18 protein-coding genes are annotated in these 24243 nt (G+C 28.0%); 5 read left to right on the top strand and 13 right to left on the bottom strand.

What is annotated here, in order from left to right; genetic code table 11:
- Positions 1-376 precede the first annotated feature (376 nt).
- The 3 genes from OIF33_RS10980 (at position 377) to OIF33_RS10990 (ending at position 6373) form a co-directional block, all read left to right on the top strand.
- Positions 377-982: an ATP-binding protein gene (locus OIF33_RS10980; RefSeq protein ID WP_322504289.1), complete on the top strand. Its 606-nt coding sequence runs from the start codon at positions 377-379 to the stop codon at positions 980-982.
- Between the two features lie 213 nt (positions 983-1195).
- Positions 1196-2791 (top strand): peptide chain release factor 3, encoded by a 1596-nt coding sequence (locus OIF33_RS10985; protein WP_322504290.1) that lies wholly within the window; start codon positions 1196-1198, stop codon positions 2789-2791.
- 261 nt (positions 2792-3052) lie between these two features.
- Positions 3053-6373 carry an MMPL family transporter gene (locus OIF33_RS10990; protein WP_322504291.1) on the top strand — a complete coding sequence of 1107 codons (3321 nt, stop codon included), beginning with the start codon at positions 3053-3055 and terminating at the stop codon, positions 6371-6373.
- A gap of 172 nt (positions 6374-6545) precedes the next feature.
- Here the strand turns inward: OIF33_RS10990 and OIF33_RS10995 are convergent, their stop codons facing one another.
- The gene (locus OIF33_RS10995; RefSeq protein ID WP_322504292.1) at positions 6546-7385 is read right to left on the bottom strand and encodes a Cof-type HAD-IIB family hydrolase; all 840 of its coding nucleotides are present in this window, start codon (positions 7383-7385) and stop codon (positions 6546-6548) included.
- A gap of 327 nt (positions 7386-7712) precedes the next feature.
- Here OIF33_RS10995 and OIF33_RS11000 point away from each other — a divergent pair, with 327 nt between their 5' ends.
- Positions 7713-7919 carry a hypothetical protein gene (locus tag OIF33_RS11000; protein WP_322504293.1) on the top strand — a complete coding sequence of 69 codons (207 nt, stop codon included), beginning with the start codon at positions 7713-7715 and terminating at the stop codon, positions 7917-7919.
- A gap of 120 nt (positions 7920-8039) precedes the next feature.
- Here the strand turns inward: OIF33_RS11000 and OIF33_RS11005 are convergent, their stop codons facing one another.
- Positions 8040-9341, bottom strand: a complete 1302-nt coding sequence (locus OIF33_RS11005) for a M18 family aminopeptidase (RefSeq protein WP_416173357.1) — start codon at positions 9339-9341, stop codon at positions 8040-8042.
- Positions 9342-9475: 134 nt separating this feature from the next.
- A complete protein-coding gene (locus OIF33_RS11010; RefSeq protein ID WP_322504295.1) occupies positions 9476-11140 on the bottom strand; it encodes an SH3 domain-containing protein in 1665 nt (554 codons plus the stop codon).
- 261 nt (positions 11141-11401) lie between these two features.
- Here OIF33_RS11010 and OIF33_RS11015 point away from each other — a divergent pair, with 261 nt between their 5' ends.
- On the top strand, positions 11402-12583 hold the full coding sequence (locus OIF33_RS11015; protein WP_322504296.1) for a cation diffusion facilitator family transporter: 1182 nt from the start codon (positions 11402-11404) through the stop codon (positions 12581-12583).
- A 98-nt stretch (positions 12584-12681) separates the two neighbouring features.
- Here OIF33_RS11015 and OIF33_RS11020 read toward each other — a convergent pair whose 3' ends face one another.
- From OIF33_RS11020 to OIF33_RS11065, 10 genes are all read right to left on the bottom strand, one after another.
- Positions 12682-14526, bottom strand: coding sequence for an LTA synthase family protein (locus OIF33_RS11020; RefSeq protein ID WP_322504297.1), 1845 nt, complete (start codon positions 14524-14526; stop codon positions 12682-12684).
- 178 nt (positions 14527-14704) lie between these two features.
- Positions 14705-15037 (bottom strand): EamA family transporter, encoded by a 333-nt coding sequence (locus OIF33_RS11025; protein WP_322504298.1) that lies wholly within the window; start codon positions 15035-15037, stop codon positions 14705-14707.
- Entirely contained in the window at positions 15030-15368 is a 339-nt protein-coding gene (locus OIF33_RS11030) for an EamA family transporter (RefSeq protein ID WP_322504299.1), read from the bottom strand. Before OIF33_RS11030 ends, OIF33_RS11025 begins: the two co-directional genes overlap by 8 nt.
- Before the next feature lie 9 nt (positions 15369-15377).
- Positions 15378-16013 carry an HAD-IB family hydrolase gene (locus tag OIF33_RS11035; RefSeq protein WP_322504300.1) on the bottom strand — a complete coding sequence of 212 codons (636 nt, stop codon included), beginning with the start codon at positions 16011-16013 and terminating at the stop codon, positions 15378-15380.
- An 82-nt stretch (positions 16014-16095) separates the two neighbouring features.
- Positions 16096-17007 (bottom strand): decaprenyl-phosphate phosphoribosyltransferase, encoded by a 912-nt coding sequence (locus OIF33_RS11040; protein ID WP_322504301.1) that lies wholly within the window; start codon positions 17005-17007, stop codon positions 16096-16098.
- Between the two features lie 165 nt (positions 17008-17172).
- Positions 17173-18981, bottom strand: a complete 1809-nt coding sequence (locus OIF33_RS11045; RefSeq protein WP_322504302.1) for an LTA synthase family protein — start codon at positions 18979-18981, stop codon at positions 17173-17175.
- Positions 18982-19201: 220 nt separating this feature from the next.
- Positions 19202-19924 (bottom strand): amino acid ABC transporter ATP-binding protein, encoded by a 723-nt coding sequence (locus OIF33_RS11050; RefSeq protein ID WP_322504303.1) that lies wholly within the window; start codon positions 19922-19924, stop codon positions 19202-19204.
- Positions 19921-20592: an amino acid ABC transporter permease gene (locus OIF33_RS11055; protein WP_322504304.1), complete on the bottom strand. Its 672-nt coding sequence runs from the start codon at positions 20590-20592 to the stop codon at positions 19921-19923. Before OIF33_RS11055 ends, OIF33_RS11050 begins: the two co-directional genes overlap by 4 nt.
- Before the next feature lie 34 nt (positions 20593-20626).
- Complete coding sequence (locus OIF33_RS11060; protein ID WP_322504305.1) at positions 20627-21463, bottom strand: transporter substrate-binding domain-containing protein; 837 nt, start codon at positions 21461-21463, stop codon at positions 20627-20629.
- Positions 21464-21857: 394 nt separating this feature from the next.
- Positions 21858-23975: a HelD family protein gene (locus OIF33_RS11065; protein ID WP_322504306.1), complete on the bottom strand. Its 2118-nt coding sequence runs from the start codon at positions 23973-23975 to the stop codon at positions 21858-21860.
- Positions 23976-24243: the final 268 nt, after the last annotated feature.

Genomic DNA, 24243 nt, shown 5'->3' on the forward strand with positions numbered 1-24243 from the left:
AACAAAGTATATATAGCCATCTTATTTTTATAAATACTACGTAATTATATCAAAATACATATTTCATTTCATCATTTTTTGGCATATTTACTTAAAATTATACCATATGCTTGTATTTTTTTAAAATATAACAATTGAATTGTAACAATTTGTCTTCTCTTATTATATTTTTTTAAACTTTTTGAAACATCATTTTCTTTATTAAAGATTGAAATAAAACTTCTAAATTGATATAATGAAATTTGTCATTTATTTAGATATTTGAGTTTATTCAAATCAAAATAATGTAATTTTCGTAAAAAAATATACTCAAACAGAAATAATTTTAATGAAAATTTTAACTTATTATAAATACATACTTTAATGGGGGTTTAATATGCCAATTAGAATTGCAATTCTTGGTGGTCCAAGATGTGGGAAGACAACTTTAATACAACAACTTTATGTTGAATTTAAAATTAGAGGCTTAGATGTTGGAGCCGCAACTGAATACAGTACAGAATACCTTAAAGAAAAAGGCATGATAGAAACTATTTCTGAGCAATACGGTATTTATTTAGGACAACTTCGTTTAGAAGAATCATTAAATCAATTTGATTATGCCCTAACTGACTATGCAACTTTTGTACCATATATATATGGAAGATTTATGTTAGGCGACAAAAAAAGATCTGAAAAAGAAATTGAAATATTAAAAGATCTTTATCACTTAGCCCTTAAGGACCTTCCAAAATACGACTACGTATTCTTTGTTCCTAGAGAGTTTGGTTATACTCAAGATGGTGTTAGATGGCAAGATGAATCAACTGCTTCTGCTGTTGATAATGCACTAAAGCAATTCTTAGATAGTGAAAATGTTAAATATACTATAATAGAAGGTTCAACTAAAGATAGAGCCAGACAAATACTTTCAATTGTAGGATTAGAAAATAAGGAAACTCTACCTACTATAAAAGAACTAAAAAAGAAAAATACTAAGTAAAAATATAAAAATAGGTCATATTAATATAAAACAATATGACCTATTTTTTATATTAAAACTATTTATTAATTTGACAGTTATTTTATGTTATAATAATCTAGGCTATTTAAGAGGTAAACTAAATTATTTTCTTAATCTTTCATATTTGTATATATTAATGAAGGAAAATAGTTAATATTTTAATATACATAGAAAATCAAGGAGGAAATTAGATTGAGCGATTTAATTAAGGAAATAGAGAAAAGAAGAACCTTTGCCATCATCTCTCACCCTGATGCTGGTAAAACTACTCTTACTGAAAAATTCTTACTTTATGGAGGAGCTATTAGAATGGCTGGTTCTGTAAAGGCTAGAAAAGCTGCTACTCACGCAGTTTCTGACTGGATGGAAATTGAAAAGCAAAGAGGTATCTCTGTTACTTCATCTGTTATGCAATTTAACTATGGCGGATACTGCATAAACATACTTGATACTCCTGGTCACCAAGATTTCTCAGAGGATACATATAGAACACTTATGGCTGCAGACTCAGCTGTTATGGTTATTGATGGAGCTAAAGGTGTCGAGGATCAAACAAGAAAGCTATTCCAAGTTGCTTCATTAAGAGAAATTCCAATATTCACTTTTGTAAACAAAATGGATAGAGAAACTAGAGATCCATTCCAACTTTTAGAAGATATCGAAAGTGAACTTGGAATAAAATCTTATCCAATGAACTGGCCAATAGGATGTGGAAACAACTTTAAAGGAGTTTACGATAGAGCTACAAATACAATTCACATGTTTGACGGTGGAAATCATGGTCAAAGTGAGGTTACAACTATAACTGGAGATTTAGAAGACCCTAAATTCAAAGAACTTTTAGGAGAAGATTTACATAGTAAACTAATGGAAGATGTTGAATTATTAGATATTGCTGGTGATGAATTTGATTTAGAGAAAGTTAGAAAAGGAGAATTAACTCCTGTATTCTTTGGATCAGCTCTTACAAACTTCGGAGTTGAACCATTCTTAAATGATTTCTTAAAATTAACTACTTCTCCATTACCAAGAAACTCATCAATAGGAGAAATTAATCCTATGGAAGAGCCATTCTCAGCTTTCGTATTTAAAATACAAGCTAATATGAATAAAGCTCATAGAGATAGACTTGCTTTCATGAGAATATGTTCTGGTAAATTTGAAAAAGGAAAAGATGTATTCCATGTTCAAGGTGGTAAGAAAGTTAAACTTGCTCAACCTCAACAATTCTTAGCTCAAGATAGAGAGGTTGTTGAAGAAGCATATGCTGGAGATATTATAGGGGTATTCGATCCAGGTATATTCTCAATCGGAGATACTTTATGTTTAAATCCTAAAAAATTCAAATTTGAAGGAATTCCTACATTCGCTCCTGAGCACTTTGCTAGAGTTAAACCTATAGATACTATGAAAAGAAAACAATTCATAAAAGGTGTTACTCAAATAGCTCAAGAAGGTGCTATTCAGGTATTTAAAGAATTACACATAGGTATGGAAGAAATCATAGTTGGTGTTGTTGGTGTTCTTCAATTCGAAGTTTTAGAATACAGATTAAAAAATGAATACAACGTTGATATAAAAATGGAAAGACTTCCATTTAGATATGTTAGATGGATTGAAAATGACAATATAGATGTAGATTCATTAAACTTAACTTCTGATACTAAGAAAGTTAAAGACTTTAAAGATAGAAATCTACTTATATTCCAAAATGACTGGGGTATTTCATGGGCTATAGATCATAATCCTGGAATAATACTTTCTGGTGTCGGTAAATCTAACGATTAATATACTATTTTAAAGAAAACACATGATTTTTAAGAAAACTCTTAAAAAATCATGTGTTTTTTCGCTTTAATTCTATTAACACTAAGTTCATATTTATAGAAATATATAGTACTATTAATTTATAAGCATTCTAAATTAACTTACAAAAACTTAATAAAAAGCTAGTTTTTTTAAAATCTCATACCACTCTAAATTATAATTAACTATGAACTTTTTATTAATTAATTATAATTTAAAGTGGTAAAAGAAAGAAGGGACCACATGAAAGAGAATTTATTGAAAAAATTTAAACTTAATAAACCACTTAGCTTTTTTATTTTAGTACTATGGTGTGCAATTGTAGCATTTTTATTTTTTACTTCTCCTTCCCTCTCAAAGCTAGTTAGTGAAAAAGGTGGAGTTCAATTACCTAATGATTATTCTTCTAAAATTTCAGAAATACTTGAAGAAAATAATCAATTTAACAGTAATGATAGCTACATAGCTATTTTCCACTCTGATAGCAAATTAACAGATGAGAACTTAAAAAATATAAAAAATACAATTGATAGGTTAAAGTCTGAAGAAAATAGTGATTATATTCAGAGCATAAATGATAGTTTTGATACTCCAGAACTAAAAAATCAACTTAATTCAGATAATGGTAAAACTATCATAGCTTTAATGACAATTGATCCTAAGGGAGCCTCTGTAAGCACGATTGAAAAGACATTAAATGATAAACTAAAAACTCCAGGTGTTGAAACCTATGTAACAGGTCAAAGTCTTATAGAAAACGATGTTAATGTTGCTGCACAAAAAGGATTAAATAAAACTCAAACTATAACCGTTATATTTATATTTATAGTACTTATATTATTATTTAGGTCAGTGGTTACTCCATTTATTCCTCTACTTACTGTAGGAATAAGTTATCTGGGAGCTCAATCAGTTGTAGCTATTTTAGCAGATAAATTTAATTTTCCACTTTCAAACTATACCCAGATATTTATGATATGTATTATGTTTGGTATAGGAACAGACTATTCAATCCTTTTATTAAATAGATTTAAAAGAGAATTGGCAAATGGAAATGAGGGATTCACTGCTGTAAAAACTACTTTTAAGACAGCTGGTAAAACAGTCTTATCTAGTGCCACCCCAGTTTTTGTAGTTTTCGCTTCTCTTAATTTTATAGAATTTAATCTATATAGAAGTGCTGTTGCCGTGGCAATTGGTATATTATTTTTAATCACAGCATTATTTACAATTTTCCCTGCTGTAATGATTATATTAGGCAAAAATATCTTTTGGCCTGTTAAAGGAACTTTTAAAGCTGAAGAAAATAAGCTTTGGGCTAAACTAGCTAATAAGGCTTTTGCTAAGCCTATACCTGTATTAGGAATTATATTCGCTATACTTTTAATTCCTATTTTATTTAATAACTTTAACCAATCATTTAATAATCTAAATGAAATAGGAAATACATATTCTGCAAAGGAAGGTTTTAATATAATAGCAGATGACTTCGGAATAGGACAAGCTTCTCCAGTTTCCATCTACATAGAAAATGATGATGATATGAGAAAACCAGAATACGTAGCTCTTATAGAAAAACTTTCTAATGACTTACAAAATTCTAGCGATGACATAAAATCTGTTTTAAGTGTTACTAGACCTACAGGTACTCGTATTGATGAGATTTATGTAAATGATCAAGCTAGTCAGGTTCACCAAGGAATAGATAAGGCTAATAGTGGATTAAATGAAATAAATAGTGGATTAAATGATGCTAGTAAAAAAATAGATTCCTCTAAAAGCCAGTTGAAAGGTGCTGAAGAAGGAACTGCACAACTTCAAGAAGGTACTAAAAAAACTGAGGAAGGCGTTTCAGATCTTCAAGGTGCTCTTAATGAACTTGTTGAAAGCATAAGAGAAGAACATACTGGCGCTACAGAATTAAAGGATTCTATAGATGGAGCTTTAAATAAAGTAAGTGCTTTAAAATTAAGCAAATCACAGCTTGAAAAAGGTTATACTGATATACTTAACTCAGCTAATGATGTCCTTAATAACTTAAATACTATTGGTTCCTTAGCTGGAGATCCTAATGCATTTAATGTTGATACAAGTAATCTAAAAAACTCTCTTTCATCATTAAATTCTCACTTAAGTGAATATTTAAAAGCTCATCCTGAAATCGCTAATGATGAAAACTTTAAAAAATTATCTGAAGATGCTAATAAATTAAATAATGCTTCTAACAATTTAAAAGGAGTTCTTAATAATAGTCCAGAAATCAAATCTATAAATGAAAGTATAGGGGCATTAAAGGTTCTAATAAACAATTTAAATGATAAAAAAGATACTGTAATAAATGATTTAGAAAGTTTCAACTCAGGAATTTCTGAAATTGAAAATGGATTAAACGCCTTAGATAGTGGACTTGGAAAATCTCTAGCAGGTGGTGAAGAAATTTCTTCTAAGGTACCTGAAATTTCAAATGCATTAAGCCAAATAGCTAATGGACAATCTAAAATTCAAGATGGATTCAAAGAATTTTCAGGACAAATAAACGAATTATCAAATGGTCTTGAAGCAGGGTCTAATGGAATAACTGAAATTCAAAATGGTCTTAAATATGCTAATGGATTCATAAATGACTGGTCAAATCTTTCTTATAATATTTCAGGAATTTGTGTTCCAGTACAAGTATTCAATAACAATGAATTCAAACAATCACTAAATCAATATATAAGTCCAGATGGCAAACTTGCCGTAATAAATATAATAACTAATGAAAATCCTTATTCTAATGAGGCTGTTAATGCTATTCCTCAATTAGAATCTATTGTTCAAGATAGCGTTAAAGGTACGAAACTAGAAAATGCTAATATTGGTATTGGTGGAATGGCTAGCACAACCTATGAAACAAAAAAAATGGCTGATACCGATTATGATAAAGCCTTAATTTTTGTAATAGTTGGTGTATTTATTACATTAATTATTATATTAAGATCTTTAACAATGCCAATATATTTAATGATTTCATTATTATTAACTTATTTTACATCCATAAGTATAATTCAACTTGTAGTTACTAAAATAATGGGATATCCAGGAATATCATGGATAACATCATTCTTTGGTTTTGTTGTACTAATGGCTTTAGGAATAGATTATTCCATATTTATAATGACAAAATTTAACCAAGATGTTGATGGAACTATAAAAGATCGTATAATAAGAACAATGAAAAGTATGGGTGGAGTTATAATTTCTGCTGTAATAATCCTTAGCGGTACCTTTGCAGCGTTACTTCCATCTGGAGTACTCACATTAATTGAAATTTCTATGGTAGTTTTAACAGGTATTCTTTTATATGTTGTTGTTGTTCTTCCTTTATTCATACCAGCAATGGTAAAAATATTTGGTAAAGCAAACTGGTGGCCATTTAAACCAATCATCTCAAAAGAAGATTCAAATTTAGATGATTCAACTACAATTGTTACAACAGTAGTTACAACAACTACTACCACCACAAGTAAAGGAACATCTACTACCACAAAGAAGGAATCTAAAACAACTACAAACCCAAAATAAAAAACTTTATAAATCATTAAAATAAAAGAACTTATAATAATATAGAAAGAGCTTTCACTCTCTACATATTTTATAAGTTCTTTTTAATTATACTTTACTTTTAAAATTATACTACATAAAAAAATAATTTTGCATAAGCTCAAGATACCAAATTCAAAATTTGGACTTTCACTTAATCTAATACAAATTTTTCTATAGCCTTAGCTACTCCATCATTTTCATTTGTGTCTGTTATATAGTCTGCTTTTTCCTTTAAAAACTCTTCAGCATTTCCCATGGCAATTCCAAGTCCAGCAAATTCTATCATACTAAGATCATTTTCACTATCACCTAGGCAAATAATCTCCTCTCTATTTATATGAAGCATATCTGATAGAACTTTTACTGCATTTCCCTTTGAAGTTCCATTATTCATAACTTCAAAATTATTAGGTGATGAACTTACCACTTCAAAATCCGCATATTTCTTTAACTCTTCTTTTGCCTTAAATAATTCATCTAATTTATTATTATCATTTTCTATACAAATAGCTTTAAGTATATGTTTTCCATGAGTTTTAAAAGACTCTCTAAAATCTACTCCTTCTGAAAACATTACTTTTTCATCAGATTCTCCCATCATTCTATTCATAACCTTATATCCATGTTCTTCTGGAACTATATTCTCAGATATAACAGTATCAGGTGTATTAAAATATGCCATTTGAATATCATACTTCTTTATAACATCATATATTCTTTCTATTTGTTCCTCATTTAAAACAGATTCATATATAACTTTATCTTCATCCTTCTCTCTTATAAAAGCTCCATTACATGATATTATAGGTGTCTTAACACCAATAAGACTTGCATAATATTTTGCTGAAGCAAATAATCTACCAGTTGTTACAGCTACTTTCACGCCTTTTTCCGTAGCTTTTTTTATGGCTTCTTTATTTCTTTCACTAACTTCATGCTTGTTATTTAATAATGTTCCATCCATATCTATACATATTAATTTATATGCCATACTTAAATTCTCCCTTCAAATTACCAATTCGTTATTACCTATTTTTTCTTCTTATATCCTATCCTAAAATATAGTATTTGTTTTTTCAACTTTATTAATCAGACTTTACGTAAATATAACCTATATAAAACTTAATAATAATAGATTTAACAATCCAACTCATAGATTTACTACAAACCTTAATAATTACCAAATAAACTTAAACTCTATTTTAAATAACTTAAATCATTTTGGAGAAACTAAAAGTAGACTTAATTTAAAGAAAATTAATTCACTCTAAATTATAGTCAAGTTTATATAGTTTAAAATTGAAAGGAGAAATAAAAAATGAGCGAAAAAAATGAAAGCAAATTATATACTCCTAAAGATAGGACATTTTATAGTCCTGAAGGACATGATCTAGTTTCTTATTCAAAAACAGGAAAAACTTATTCAAAACTACCTAGTCCCGTTAAAGATGATATAGTTTGTAACAATATAGCATACAATGAATTTGATTATACAGAAGATATTTTTGATGACGATGATATGTAAAAAATCAACATTTACAAAACAACTCCAAAAAATAAAAAGTGTATCAGTATTTGATACACTTTTTTATTCTTATAATTAATAGAAATTATATTAACTAATATATTGAAAATTATTAATAGACTAAATTTTAAAGAATTCAGTGAATGATTTTATACAATCAAAGTGATCTTTTACAGCACCGAACTCTCTTATTGAATGCATTGCTAATATTGGAGTTCCCATATCAACTGATCTTATTGGTAAATGAGTTGATGATATTGGTCCTATAGTTGAACCACCTCTCATATCAGATCTATTTACAAACTTTTGAACATTAACGCCAGCTTTTCTACATACCATTTCATAAACAGCTGCTGAATCACTATCACTAGTATAGCTTTGTGATGCTGCTATTTTTATTACAGGTCCTTTTCCTAAAACTGGTCTAACTACAGGATCGTGTTTTTCTCCTAAGTTTGGATGAACAGCATGAGCTAAATCTGCTGAAATCATAAATGATTCTGATAAAGATCTTAAGAAATCTTCTCTATCTTTACCTAAAGCTAGTACAATTCTTTCTAATATTGTTTTTAAGAAATCTGAATCTCCACCTTGTTTAGTAGCACTTCCAACTTCTTCGTTATCAAAACATACCATTACATTAGTAGCTTGTGATACTTCTGCATCCATTAATGCTTTAATACCAGCATGAACCATTGATAAGTCATCTAATCTTCCTGAAGATATAAATTCTTCGTTTAAGCCCATTAAACAACCTTTTTCATATTCATATGGATATAATTCAAAATCAAGAATATCCTCTTTTGCACAATATAATTCTTTTGCTAAAAGCTCAATTAGATAGTTACCTTTTTCTAAAGTTTCATTAACAAGTGATAATAATGGTAATGTATCCTTTTGTCTGTTTATTTTATATCCATCATTAACTTCTCTATTCATATGAATTGCTAAGTTTGGAATTATAAGTATTGGTCTATTTATATTAACTATTTTATTAACTGGTTTTAATGGATTTTTACTTACTAATGATACTCTTCCTGCTAAAGCTAATGGTCTATCAAACCAAGTATTTAATATCGGTCCACCATAAACCTCAGTATTTAACTTAACATAAGTATTTTCAACTGTTATCTCTGCATTTGGCTTTATTCTAAATCCTGGTGAATCAGTATGGGCACCTATTATTTTAAATCCATTCTCTGCAATGTCACCTTTACCAACTCTGAAAGCAATTAAAGCTGAATCATTTTTAGTAACAAAATATTTGCCTTCAACTTCTAAATCCCATCTATCTGTCTCTTTTAATTCTTTAAATCCTTCAAATTCCAATGTGTCTTTTACATTCTTTGTAGCATGAAAAGCTGTTGGACTTTCATATAAAAAATTAATTAGTTCATTTGCGATAACTTTTTCCATCTGTATCTCACCTTTCTATCTAAATAGATACTTTTATTTATACTTTACCACAAAACTTATAATTAACAAAATATTAAAACACTATGAAAAACCCTGTTTTCACTGAAAATATATTAGTTTTTCAATAGATTTACAGATAATTACACCTTAATATACTTTTTGCTTACATATCCAATTTTTATTCCACTATTAGTAGTAAATTGAACTTTATACCAATCATTTTCTTCTCCTAAAATCTTAACCTTATTTCCCGGTAATAGATAACCTAATACTTGATAATTAGTTCCAGGACCTGTTCTCACATTTAAATTTGTACTTACCCCATAAACAGTTCCTTCTTTATTTTCATTGTTACTTTCATTATTCGATCCTTCATTAACTATAGTTATATATGACTTTGAAGCATATCCAGTCTTACCATTGAATTTTATTTCATACCAGCCATCTACTTCCTTAAGTATTTCTACCTTATCATTATTACGTAAAGTTCCTATAACACCATAATTGCTTCCAGGACCGCTTCTCATGTTTAGAGTGCTATTAACTTTAATTATTCCTTGTTTATTTACTGAGACTGATGGCTTTTCTGGCTCTACTGACGGTTTTTCTGGATTTTCTGGTGTACTATCATTTTCCAAAGAAATATATTTTTTACTTACATATCCTTCTTTATTTCCATTAAAAGTTATGTTATACCAACCATCTTTTTCATAATTAACCTTAACCTCTTCACTATTTAAAAGATAGCCTACAACACTATATGATGTACCTGGTCCTTTTCTTACATTTAAATTTGAGGATATACCTACAACCTTACCATTTTTATTTATGGTATTTTCCTGATTATTTCCTGTATTATCACTGTCTCCAGGCGTTTCACCTATTACTGATATATACTCTTTACTTACATATCCATATTTTTTCTTTAATCCATCTATATAATCAATCTTATACCATCCATTTAGCTCTTCATATATTCCTACAACTTGATTTCTATTTAATTTGTGTACAATTCTCCCAGAAGTGCTTGGACTTTCTCTTACATTTAGAACAGATGCATTCACAACTTTCCCTTGCATTTTAGGCTTTAATCCATCATCTTCTACATTTCCATCTCCACCAGAAATTTTATTCTTAAAGTAAGGCCATAAGCTCGGTCTATCTTCAATCATCATTCTTGAACATGTTTTTCCACTTGCATCTCTATGCATCACAACGTTTTCTGAAGGTATATTATATTTATTCATTAAATACTTAGTTAGTTCAACTCCATGTTCTAGAGTTTTATCAAAATTATTTCCCTTATTAACACATAACTCTATGGCTATAGTTGTTGAATTATTTATATTAGGATTATTACCATCTCCAACATGCCATCCCTTCCAAGTATCTTCTAAAGCTTGAACAATATTTCCCTCATCAATTATGTAATGAGCTGATGCTTTAGCATTTGGATGGTTTGCAAAATAATTTCTATTAGCCATAGCATTAGCTCCAGCTTGTCTATTATCAGTGTCATGTATAACTATATATTTAGGCTTTATAGTAACACCCTGAGAATAGTTTATATCTATTAATTGCTTATTTACCTTTATTCCATTTATAACTGGTGTATTCTTCGAATTTTTTAAATTTCCCTCATTAACTTCATGATAATCACCCGCTATACAATTGCTTTCCTTATTGCTTTCACTATGACTTTCGTTTCCACTATTTTCATTTGCTAAAACCACTTCATTAAAACTTGAAATATTCGCAACAAAAACACACGACAGTATTAAAGCACTTATTTTCCTTCTCTTCATCCCTAACCTCTCCCTATATACTATAATTATCCTTATATTGATTTTTTTATAATTGCCTTATTATTTTATATTCTATTTCAATATTTTTCAATATAAAATATTATGTTATAATAAAATGAGATTTAGTTCAGGTTAGTTTTTGAAACTTCTGGATTTTATTTAGTCAATCTATTATTTAGTATTTTATCTTATGAAAGCTTAAATATTATAATTACTAGTATTAGATTCACAATTTAATATAAAAATGGAGAGATGATACTTATGTTTTCAAATTTTATAATAAAATTATTCATTAAGGATTATAAAAATACAGAAAATGAAGATGTTAGAAGTGCATATGGTTATCTAGCCAGTATAGTTGGAATAATTATTAATACACTCTTGTTCTTAATTAAAATTTCTGTTGGATTACTTTCAGCAAGTATAGCTATAACAGCTGATGCCTTTAACAACCTTTCTGATGCCGGCTCTTCTGTAATAACAATGATTGGTTTTAAACTAGCCAAAATGCCCGCTGACAAGGAACATCCATTTGGTCATGGTAGAATTGAATATATTTCAGCTCTAATAGTTGCTTTCATGGTAATGCTAGTAGGTTTTCAATTCACAAAATCATCAATAGAAAGAATTATGAACCCCACCCATGTCAATTTTGAACTAATTCCTTTTATTCTACTTGTAATCTCAATATTCTTCAAATTTTGGTTAAGTAGATTTAATAAGATTACAGGTGAAAGAATAAATTCTTCAGCTCTTAAAGCTACTTCAGTTGATGCTTTAGGTGATGTGTTCACATCAACATGCGTTGCTATATCATTCTTAGCAGCTAAGTTTACTACATTTCCTATTGATGGATATATAGGAGTTATTGTTTCACTAGCTATATTATACGCTGGATTCACTTTAATAAAAGAAACTATAAATCCACTATTAGGAGAAGCTCCTGATCCTGAGCTTGCAAAAAATATTAGAGATATGGTTTTATCATACGATAATATTATAGGTGTTCATGACCTTATAATTCATAACTACGGTGTAGGAAAATGTATGGCTTCAATTCATGCTGAAATACCATCTGATATAAATGTTATGAAAATACACGATATTATAGATATGGCTGAAAGAGAAATTTCTAAAAAGCTTAAAATTTATTTAGTAATTCATATGGACCCTATCTGTATAGAAGATGATGAAATAAAACAAGCTAAAGAAGAAATAGATAAAATAATCAAATATAATCCATTAATAGAATCAATGCATGATTTTAGGATTATTGGTCATGGTGAAAAGAAAAATCTTATATTTGATGTGGTTGTAAACCCAGAAAAACTAAAAAAAGTTATGTCTGAAAGTGAGTTAAAGGAAAGCATAATAAATGCTGTTAAAGAGACTCATCCACAATATAACTGTATAATAACTATAGATAGAGATTTTACTTGTTAAAAAAGAGTAGAAATGATAATTCTCATTTCTACTCTTTTTAATTCTGTTTAAGATAAATTTTAATTACCTACTCCTCCACTATTAATGAGACATGAGTATTAATTATTTTTAAAGTAATCTGATCTTATTATTTTAGTTGATATATCATAAGATTGTTTAACGTGATTTAACTCATCTTGTGATTTAGCTTCTCCGGCTACTTCTCCACCTGGAAGTGGTGCTATATTTCTATTTGTATTTAAAAGATTTCTTCCAATTACATTTCTTAAGCTTCCATCATTAACACCTAGTAAATATGAAACTGTTGGCATAACATCTATAAGACCACCTTTAGTTTCTATTGTCTTTCCTTTTATTGATGGGTTATAAATTATAAGTGGAACTTTCTTCTCATCAAGTTTCCAATAGTTTCCGTCAAAATTAACATCTTTTAATTGATCTTTATAGTATTTATTAGGACCAGCATGGTCTCCATATATAACAAATACTGTGTCATCGAATCTACCCTCAGCCTTTAATTTATCCATAAACATCTTAATAGCTTCATCTGTATATCTTACAGTCTTAAAGTATTGTCCTAAAAGAGTTCCGTCTATTTCACTTGGTACTTTTATTGTTGTATGCGCATCATCAATTTCAAAAGGACCATGATTTGTTAAAGTAACTGTAAATAGATAAAATGGTTGTTTTAAACTTCCTGCTTTCGTTGCTAATTGTGATAAATAACTCTTATCTGATATTCCTAATCCTATTATTTCATCTTCATTAAAATCATATAATGTGTATGAATTTTGGAATTTTAATAAACTATGATGTACTTCTCCCCAGTTCCAGCTTCCAGCAACCTCAGGATGAGCTGAAACCGTAGTATAACCATCCTTTTCTAATAAAGATGGTAAAGTTGTTAATGTTCTACTTGGATATGCAAATGATGTTGCAGCATTAGTTACTGGTAACATACCTGTATTAACCATTAAGTCAGCATCTGAACTAAATCCAGTTAAATTTTCTTCATAAATATTAGGGAAATAATATGAATTCTTTAACATTGAATTTAGTGTTGGAGTTATTTCTTGTCCATCTACTTTTTTGCCTATAACGAAGTCCTCTAAAGATTCAACTTGTATAACAACTAAATTTTTACCTTTTAACTCCCCTTTGTATTGATTATCAGGTAAATTCTCATAGTTAGCATCAAGCCAGCTTTGTACCTCTTGCTTTTCTTGATCACTTAATTTTATATCCTTATCAAGAACTAAAGTCTTATAAATATCAAAGAAATGATATCCTAAAGGAGTAGCTCTGAAAAGTCCACTAGTAGGTGTCCAAGCAACTCTTAAGAATCCCTTTTCTCCATTAGTTATATCCTTAACATCATATAAATAGTATTTTCCCAATATACATCCACTAGGAACTAAGAATGTTAATAAAAATGCTATAATTCTATATTTAAGCTTACCAAAATACCAATTCTTAGTGTACTTTCTAAATAATATGTAAAGTATAGGTAGTAACACTAAATCTATTAAAAATAAAAGCATTCTACTTCTAAAGAATAGCAAGTCCTTATTTAAAGGATTAAATAAATCTGGATAAATTAAGAACTTTATTGATGGAAAAGTTCCATAAAGTCTGTAGTAAAGTAAATCAAAAATTAAAAGTGCTGAAATTCCTAAATCCACAATATATAAGTATATGAATTTCCCCCATCTTTTAAATAAGAATCCAAAACTTATGAATAATAATGGGAATAAAAGATATATTATTTTATAATCTATTAATCCATATACAAACCCTAAATTTAGTTCCATTCCGCTATTACTCTTTAGCATTGTACAAAATACAGTAATTTTAAATACAAGTAAAAGATAGAATAGTATTTCTAAAGGAAATTTCTTAAGAAACCTACCTATTTTACTTAAAAGTCCATTACTCTTTGGCATAAAATATCCTCCTTTTTTATTTTTAAATATAATTTATTTTTATTTTCACTTAGCTAAAACACTCTTAAATTAATAAATGTATAAAGTGTAATTTTATATTAGCTTATGAAATTTTAAAAACACACCATATTCATATTTTTTTTGCAAATTACTAGTTATAAATTTATATTCATTTAAACTACATAGCTATAAAAATAGATCCTATTATTATTAAAATAGTTCCTATTATTTTATTTCTAGTTATCTTCTCTCCTAAAGCTATTTTTGATATTATCATTGTCCATATATATGTCATGGCAGTTAAAGGTAAAACAATACTATATGGTAAAAACTTAAGTGCTACTATGTTTAAAAGTGCTGCACTTACGTAAAATATTCCGCCAATATAAACTCTCCAATTTAAAATAAGCGATAATAGTCCATTTAAGTTATCTGCTCCTCTTTTAAAAAAGTATCCACCTAATGCTCCCAAAAGAGTCATTATAGGGAATAAAAAATATATCTTATTCACCTTCATCCCCCCTTGCTATGAATACAATTCCTATAATTATCACAACTATTCCTACCAATTGTAAAAATGACACTCTTTCATTTAGAAATACAAATCCATTTATTAGAGCAAAAATATATCCTATACACATAAGAGGATGTAAAATTGATAATTCACCAAATTTAAATGCTATTATCATCGTTAATGCTCCAACACCATAAAGAATAAATCCTAATAATATAATCCATATGCTCTGATTTACTCCAATTTTCCAAAAAAGTTGTCCAAATGAAGTACACAAAGCTGATATTACTATTAGTAATATTCCCTTCCAAAGCTTATTTTCTTTCACAACCTTCTCCTACTTCCATCTTAGTATTTCATAATCTAAATTTTTCTTATTATAATTTATTAAATATGCCTTTCCTACCAAATTAAACATAGGTAAATCTGAAAGGGAATCTGAATAAGCTACAGATTCAGCCTTATTGATGCATAAATCTTTTTCTTTTAGATACTCAGTTATTCTTTTTACTTTCTCTTTTCCTTTGCAATTTTCTCCCTCTATCTTATTTATGTATCTGTCATTTTTCAAACTTAATTTTGTTCCTATTACTCCATCTACGTAATCTTCTATTTCAAAAAATTTCAAATAACATTCTGGAGAAGCAGATACTAATAATATGTAATAATCCATTTCTCTTAGCTTTTTAATCTCTTCTATGGCATCATTATATACTGTAGCTTTTATTACCTCATTATAAAACTCTTCAAGATCATTATTATTTAAATAATTTAGAGTATAAAACATATTCTCTTTTGCCTTTTTAGTATCAATAAACTTTAATTTATATGAGACTAACATAAAAAAAAGTTTTGGTAAATTCCATTTAGCTCTCGGATATTTTTTTATAGTGTACTTTAATAGCTTAAACATAGAATCACCATTTATTAAGGTCTTATCAATATCAAATAAAGCAATCTTTATAGATTTCATCCTTATACCTCATTTCTTAAATAAATACACAATTAACTTTATATATCATAAAAATAATATATAACTAAGTAAATTTAAACTATTAAACTATCCATAAAAGTATTATTACACTTGTAACTGCCCATAATATTACATCAATTATTATACTTTTATCTGTTAATATTGTTTCGGTAGGACTTCCCCCTTGACCTTTTTTCATGCTTAAATATTTATATCTGAAAAGTCCATAAATAACAAAAACATTTGTTATCATCATATAAGAAGTGTCATAAGCTACGAATGTATACATAGCATAAGCTATAACAGTGCAAGTTAATGTAATATCCGAAAACTGTTTTAATAATTCATCCGAATAATCATCTAATATTTTTCTATGTTCAGTAGCCTTTTCTTCTAATTTAATTATCTCATTTCTTCTTTTTTCAAATCCTAAAAATAATGCTATAAAGAAAGTACATAATAATATCCATCCAGATAATGAAACATCAATAACTACTCCCCCAGCAATGACTCTTAATATAAATCCAAAAGCAATTGAAATAACATCTAATATTACTACATTTTTTATTTTAAATGAATAAAAAATATTGTTTATAAAATATACTGCTAGTATAAAAAACAACTTCCTATTAATAAAAAAGGCGCATGTCATACTAAATACTAGCAAAATAAATAAAGCTATTTCAGCTTCCTTTATTGAAATTGCTCCACTTGCAATAGGTCTAAACCTTTTTTTAGGATGTACCCTGTCTTTCTCTACATCTAAAATGTCATTCATAATATAGACAGTAGATGATATTAAACAAAATAGTATAAATGTAATAATTGCATAAATATCCTTATTTAAATCAAGGAAACTATATGAAAATATTAAAGCCCCAAAGACAAAAAAGTTTTTTATCCACTGCTTAGGTCTCATCAATTTGAATAGACTTACAAAAAAACTTTCCTGCTTACTGCTTATCTCATTATTATTTTTTTCTTTAAATTCCATCAGTAGGCCTCCATCAATAAAATACTTGTTTTTCCAAGTTTTACAACGATTAATATTATACCATACTTATTTTGTTTATAGTTTACGTTTTTTACTAAAAAAATACATATTTAAAAGCTATTAGCTAGATTATTTTCAAAATCGAACTAATAGCTTTTAATTTTATTAATTATTCTTAAAATAATTACCTTGTATAACCATATCTGCAATATTAAATGAATTTTCTAAATGAACCCTTTCCTCAATAGTTGGATTTCCTACTATTGTTCCATCATTTAATATTGTTGCATTTCTATTTGTATTTACTAAAACTCTACCCATTGATGTATTATCAAATGCATCTCTATTAAATCCTAAAAGATATGCTGCAGTTGGTAAGAAATCTATTTGCCCACCTTCTTTTGATATAGTTTCCCCTTTAATGCTTGGGTTATATATTAAGAAAGGTATTTCTTTATGATCATCTTTCCACCAATCACCTGCTAATGGTGCGTCTTTTATTTGATCTTCATAGAATTTATGAACTCCGCCATGATCTCCATAAAGCATTATTACAGTATTATCTAAAAGACCTTCCTCTTTCAATTGGTTTAAGAAATCTCCAATTGCTTGATCTGTATATCTAATACTTTGGAAATATGCTCCTAGCATATTGTTATTTAAATCTTCAGGCAAGTCTAAATACTGCTTATCCTTAGGCATATCAAAAGGTCCATGACTTGTTAATGTTACTAAGAATGTATAGAATGGTTGTTTTTGATCTTTTAGTTTATCTCCAACCTGTTTTAAATAAGACTCATCTGACATTCCAAGTCCTATTATTTCACTTTGATCAAATTGAGATGCATCCCATATTTCATCTGCATTAAATGCTTTATGAACTTCAGCCCAATTCCAATTTCCTGGAACCTCTGGATGTGTTGAAATTGTTGTATATCCTTTACTTTCTAGTAAATCCTGTAGAGTATTATATTCAGTCCATGGATATCCAAAGAATGTAGTTCCTTCTCTAACTGGTAATATTGATGTATTAACCATTAAATCGGCATCTGAGCTTGTTCCTGAGTTATTTTGTTCCTTTATATTATCAAAATACAAACTATTCTTTAAAAGCTTATTTATATTTGGAGTAATCTCCTGACCATATACTTTTTGGCCTATAACAAAGTTTTCAAGAGATTCAACCTGTAAAGCTATAAGATTCTTGCCTTCAAGCATTCCTTTGTATTTATTGTCTGGTAAGTCCTCTTTGTTTTCATTAAACCATTCTTTAATTTCATTTTTCTGAGCATCACTTAAAGTCTGCTCTCTATTTGAATAGTAATAAATATCATATCCATGATATCCTAAAGGACTCATATCACTAATTGTTTGGAATGGTGCCCATGATATTCTAAGGAAACTTTTATCAGATTTCCTTTCAATATCTATATAATAATGGGATATTCCTATTACAGTTGCACTTATTCCAAATACACATATAAATGCAATTAATCTAGTTTTTATATTACTCTTGTACTTTACATTTTTTAAACCTGTAAAGTTATAAACTAAAAATAATAATATAAAGTCTACTATAAATACTAAATCTACAGGAGCAAAATTAAATAAACTCTTTCCTACAGGATTAAAAATCCCTGGCTCAATTATATGTCTTATTGATAAAAAAGTACCATTTACTCTGTAGTACCAAATATCAGCTATAAATAGTAATGTCACTAATATATCGATTACTATAGCTGACCACATTCTTCCTTTACCTTTAAACAAGTAAACAAAACTTGCTATTAATGTTACTATTGCTATATGTCCCCACCAAGCTGGAGGAGTAAAATACATTGAAGATAAGTTAATACTTGTAGATCCTGGTGTTCTAAGCATTGATAAAAGCAACATTGATTTTATTTGAAGTGTTATCACTAGGAAAATAAAAACCCAGTTACACTTAAAAAAGCTTTTTACTTTTTCCTTCATAAAATTTTCCTCACTATCTTTATTATTTTAATCTTTACTCTCATTATTATATCATTTACAGTAAATTTTTCATAAAAAATAATTAAGTTTTGTTAAGAATTTATTTTTTTCTTAAAAATACAAAAGAGGACATAAAGCTTTAAATCTTTATGTCCTCTTTTTGTACTAATTAATTTATTTAAAAGATTAAACCTATTAAAATTTAATCTTCTAAAGGCTACTATAAAACTTTTGATAAAAAATCTTGTGTTCTTGAATTTTTAGGATTCTCAAATATCTCCTCTGGAGTGCCTTCTTCAATAATTTTACCTTCATCCATGAACAAAATTCTATCTCCTACTTCCTTTGCAAAACCCATTTCATGGGTTACTACAACCATAGTCATTCCATCCTTTGCTAAAGACTTCATAACATTTAAAACTTCTCCTACCATTTCAGGATCTAAAGCCGATGTTGGTTCATCAAAAAGCATAACATCAGGTTCCATAGCCAAAGCTCTTGCTATGGCTATTCTTTGCTTTTGTCCTCCTGAAAGAGAATTAGGATAAGCATCTTTTTTATCTAAAAGACCTACTTTTTCCAATAACTCATTTCCTTTCTTTATAGCATTCTCACTAGAAACTTTTTTTATTTTAGTTGGTCCTATAGTTAAATTCTCCATAACTGTTTTATGTGGGAAAAGATTAAATTGTTGAAAGACCATTCCCATCTTTTCTCTTATTTTATTTATATCAACATTCTTATTTGTTATATCTTCTCCTTCAAAGTTAATTACTCCTGAAGTAGGTTCCTCTAATAGATTTAAACATCTTAAAAATGTACTTTTTCCTGATCCTGAAGGGCCAATTATAACAACAACTTCTCCCTTTTCTATTGTTTCACTTATATCTTTTAACACTTCATTTTTCCCAAAATTTTTATATAAATTACTAACATTTATCATGCTTTATTCAACTTCCTTTCTATATAAGCTATAGCTCTTCCTAAACTAAACGTCATAACAAAATAGAACATAGCGATAACAATAAGTGGCTCAAATCCTTTATAGGTAGCCCCTGTGACTATCTTTGATGAATACATAAGTTCTGCTACACCTATTGTAGATGCCATAGATGATTCCTTAATTATAGCAACGAATTCATTTCCTATAGCTGGAAGTATATTTTTTATAGCTTGCGGAAGTATTATAAGCCTCATAGCCATTCCTTCTGTCATACCTAAACTTCTAGCCGCTTCTAACTGACCTTTATCAATAGCATCTATTCCTGCTCTTATTATTTCTGAAACATAAGCTGCTGAGTTTAATGAAATAGCAACAATACATGAAGTTAGCACTCCTAATTGTATCCCAAATGAAGGTAATCCGAAATAAACTATATATATTTGTAATAAAAGAGGTGTTCCTCTTACTAATTCTACGTAAGCACTAGAAATTACTTTTAATATTCTAACTTTAAATATTGAAATTTTAGAACGCTTCATAAAGCATAAAATTGTTCCTAATAAAGCTCCCAAAATAACTGTTATTGCTGAAATTATTAATGTCCACTTAGCACCTTCCAAAAATATTGGAAAATACTCTTTTAAAAAACCAAAGTCTAAGCCCTCCATGTGTATTGCCCCCTAATTATTAAAACTTTTATTATTACTCTTTCTTTTGATATGGAACTAATTCAATAGCATCATTTACAAATTGATCCATATTTCCATCATCTTTTAATTTTTTAATTGTAGCATTTACTTGATCAACTAAATCCTTATTTCCTTTTTGTATTGCTATAGCTGATCCTCCCTCTGAATTTTTTATACCATTGTCTGCAGTAGCTAACTCCTCATTAACTTCAGTAGCTATTTTTGCAACTGGTAATTCTACTATTAAAGCATCGAGCTTTCCTGTTTTTAATTCTAAAATTAAAGTATTTACATTATCTAAAAGTTTGACATCTGCTCCTTCTATTCCATTTGCTATTTCAGCTTGTATAGATCCTATTTGAGCTCCAACTTTCTTTCCTTTTAAATCTTCAATGCCTTTTATAGAGTCCTTATTGTTTTTATTTATTAAAATTCCTTGATCTGCTTCATAATAAATATCTGAAAAATCTACAGCTTCTTTTCTTTTTTCATCAGGAGTTATTCCTGAAATTCCAAGATCAATGGCTCCACTTTTAACTGATTGAACTATAGCCCCAAAGTCCATTTCTTTAATTTCTAAATCAACGTCCATATCCTTTGCAATTTCCTTTGCTATGTCTATATCAAATCCAACTATCTGATCTTTTCCATCTTTCATTATATGAAATTCATAAGGCGCATAATCTGCACTTAATCCAACAACTAACTTTCCATTTTCTTTTATTTTAGCTACTTTTCCATTAGAATCATTTTCTCCCTTAGTAGCATTTGCCCCACATCCTGCTAAGCTTAAAGTTAATCCCCCGATCATAGCTATTGATAATATTTTTTTAAACAAATTCTTTTTCATATTTATTCCCCCTAATATTTATTCACTTATTGCTTCCTTCTTGTATAATTATACGTTATTGATGAATAAAATTGCAATATATTTTTTAAAACCAATATATTCCTCATCATTGTTTTTTGCTATTAATTTATTTTTATAGTATATATTTTATTAATTTACTCCTTTTGAAAAGGTATTATATAATTATTTAATCAATTTTATTGCATATTTTTTATAAATTCATCATAAATATCCTCTGTATATTTCCTGTGTTTTTATACATTTTATTATTATGTTAAACAAATTTTATATAAACTTCCCAAAAACGAAATAAATTCTAAATATAAAAAAGCATAAAGATATTAGAGAATTATCTCTCTAATACCTTTATGCTTTTAATAAACAAAATAAGAATTTATCTAAACTTTATTTCTTTTAATCTATGTAGAGCTCTAGTACTCATTATATATTTTATTAAATCCTCATTCTCTTCACTTTCTCTACTATCAACCATTATAACTCCATCAAATTCTAATCCCTTTGCAAAATATGATGGTATTATAACATTTCCTCCTTTATATAGTACATCCTCATTGTCAAACTTGACTAAATGAACTTTATCACTGATTAAGTTATAAACCATATCTAACTCTTTTTTATCTCTTGTTATTATAGCTATACTTTCTAATCCATCATTAGAAAACTCTCTTAAAGACTCAATAACTGTATCCACAAATTCCTCAGTGTTATTAAATTCTAATTCTTCTACAGGTTTACCATGTCTAACAAGTGGTATTATTCTATCTTCGTTAAGATACTTATTTGCATATTCTATTATTTCATAAGTACTTCTGTAACTTTTATTTAGGTCATATATTTCTGGATTCACATCATTAAATATTTTTTCTAATTCCATCATTGATGCTACATCTAAATATTTAACAAGTCTTTGATTAACGTCCCCAACAATTGTGAAATATTTAGTTCCTGTTAACTCTCTTACAACTTTAAATTGAAGTGGTGAATAATCCTGAGCCTCATCTATAACCACATGTCTATAATCTTTAGAAGCTTTTTTCCCCTCTAACTTTATAGCTAAATAAAGCATTGGTGCTAAATCATTTAATGTGTATTCCTTTTTATCTCCATTAAATCTATCATATATATCAACAATACTTTCTCTAGAAATCCAACTATCTAACTTAGCTCTTGAATCCATTACTTCTTTAACAATTTCTCTTATTCTTAATTTTCTTCTAAATTCTAAGTTATTTTCTTCAACTAAAAGCTCTTCTGGAGTTAATTTTTCCTTCTCTTTTCTTAATTCTTGATTAAGTTCCCAAACTTTTTCATCTCTCTTATCCTTTATTTTAGATAAGATTATTCTCTTAATTTTATCGCTTCTTCTGAATAAAGGCATGTATTCATAATGCTTAGTGAACATCTCTTCTATCTCTTCTTTAGAAAGCACTACTTCACCAAAGTATTTTACATCTTTAATATTAAAATACTCCTTATCCATATCAATAATTAGTTTATCTAAATCATTAATTATATCATATGAATTTTTATAAGTAGCATCTTTTATGAATTCCTCATCCTTTGAAAGTATTTTTTCTAAATACTTGTCAAAACTCATAATATATACTTCCTCATCCATCTCTTTTAAAGCAAAGCTAGCAAAAGTTTCTTGCTTAACTCCAACTTCTCCAAGACTAGGTAATACCTGTGAAATATACTCCATGAATATACCATTTGGTCCTAAAATAAGAACTTTATCTTCTAATTCTTTTCTATAGTTATATAAAAGATATGCTACTCTATGAAGAGCAATTGTTGTTTTACCACTACCTGCTACTCCATTTACTACTACATTAGCAGTTCTATCTTTTCTTATTATTTCATCTTGTTCTTTTTGTATTGTCATTATTACATCTTTAAGCTTATCAGAACTATTATTACTTAAAACCATTTGTAATATATCATCTTTTACATCTATAGCAGAATCAAATACCCCTTTTAACTCTCCTTTTTTAACTATAATCTGTCTTCTTCCTTCTATGTCACATTTTATAGGTCCATCTGGTGAATTATATGTTGCCTCTCCTAAGCTTCCATGATAGAAAAGTGAAGCAACTGGTGCTCTCCAGTCAACTACTACTGGCTCATAACTTCCCTCTGGAGTTACTCCAAATCTCCCAACATATAATGTATCTTTTTGCTCAAATTCTAAATCATTAAATGTAACTCTTCCAAAGTAAGGAGAATCTTTTAATATTGTTAATTCCTTTAATCTTCTATCTATTGTAGTAAATGCCTGTTCTTTTACATATCTCTCATGATCAAAATATTCTATTAATTTATCTTCATCATCTTTATATTCTTCAACTGCATTTTTTCTATAATCTAATATGTATTCTGTTACAAATTTTCTTTTATTTATATATGAAAGCATTTCTTCATTTAATATATTAGAAACTTCCTCTAATTTTTTCTCTTCAACTAAAAACTCTATATCTTTTTTATCAGTCATTAAAATCTTCCTTTCTTATTTTCTCTCTTACATTATAACCAATTATACCACTAAGATTTCCTCTAAACAAAAATATAAATGAAAAGTCAAAAAGTGCATGAAGCATTTTTAACTTCATACACTTTTTATTGCCATATAAAATTAAACTCTGTTTAATTAGCTATTGATTTTAGCTAATCATTCAGACATAACTTGCGGTTCTATCTAAAATCAACCTGCGTTTAAAACACAGCCAAATTTTAAAACTTTTTCTAGAATGTTGTTTAAG

The sequence above is a fragment of the Clostridium sp. LIBA-8841 genome (assembly GCF_034439435.1).
Classification (GTDB): domain Bacteria; phylum Bacillota; class Clostridia; order Clostridiales; family Clostridiaceae; genus Sarcina.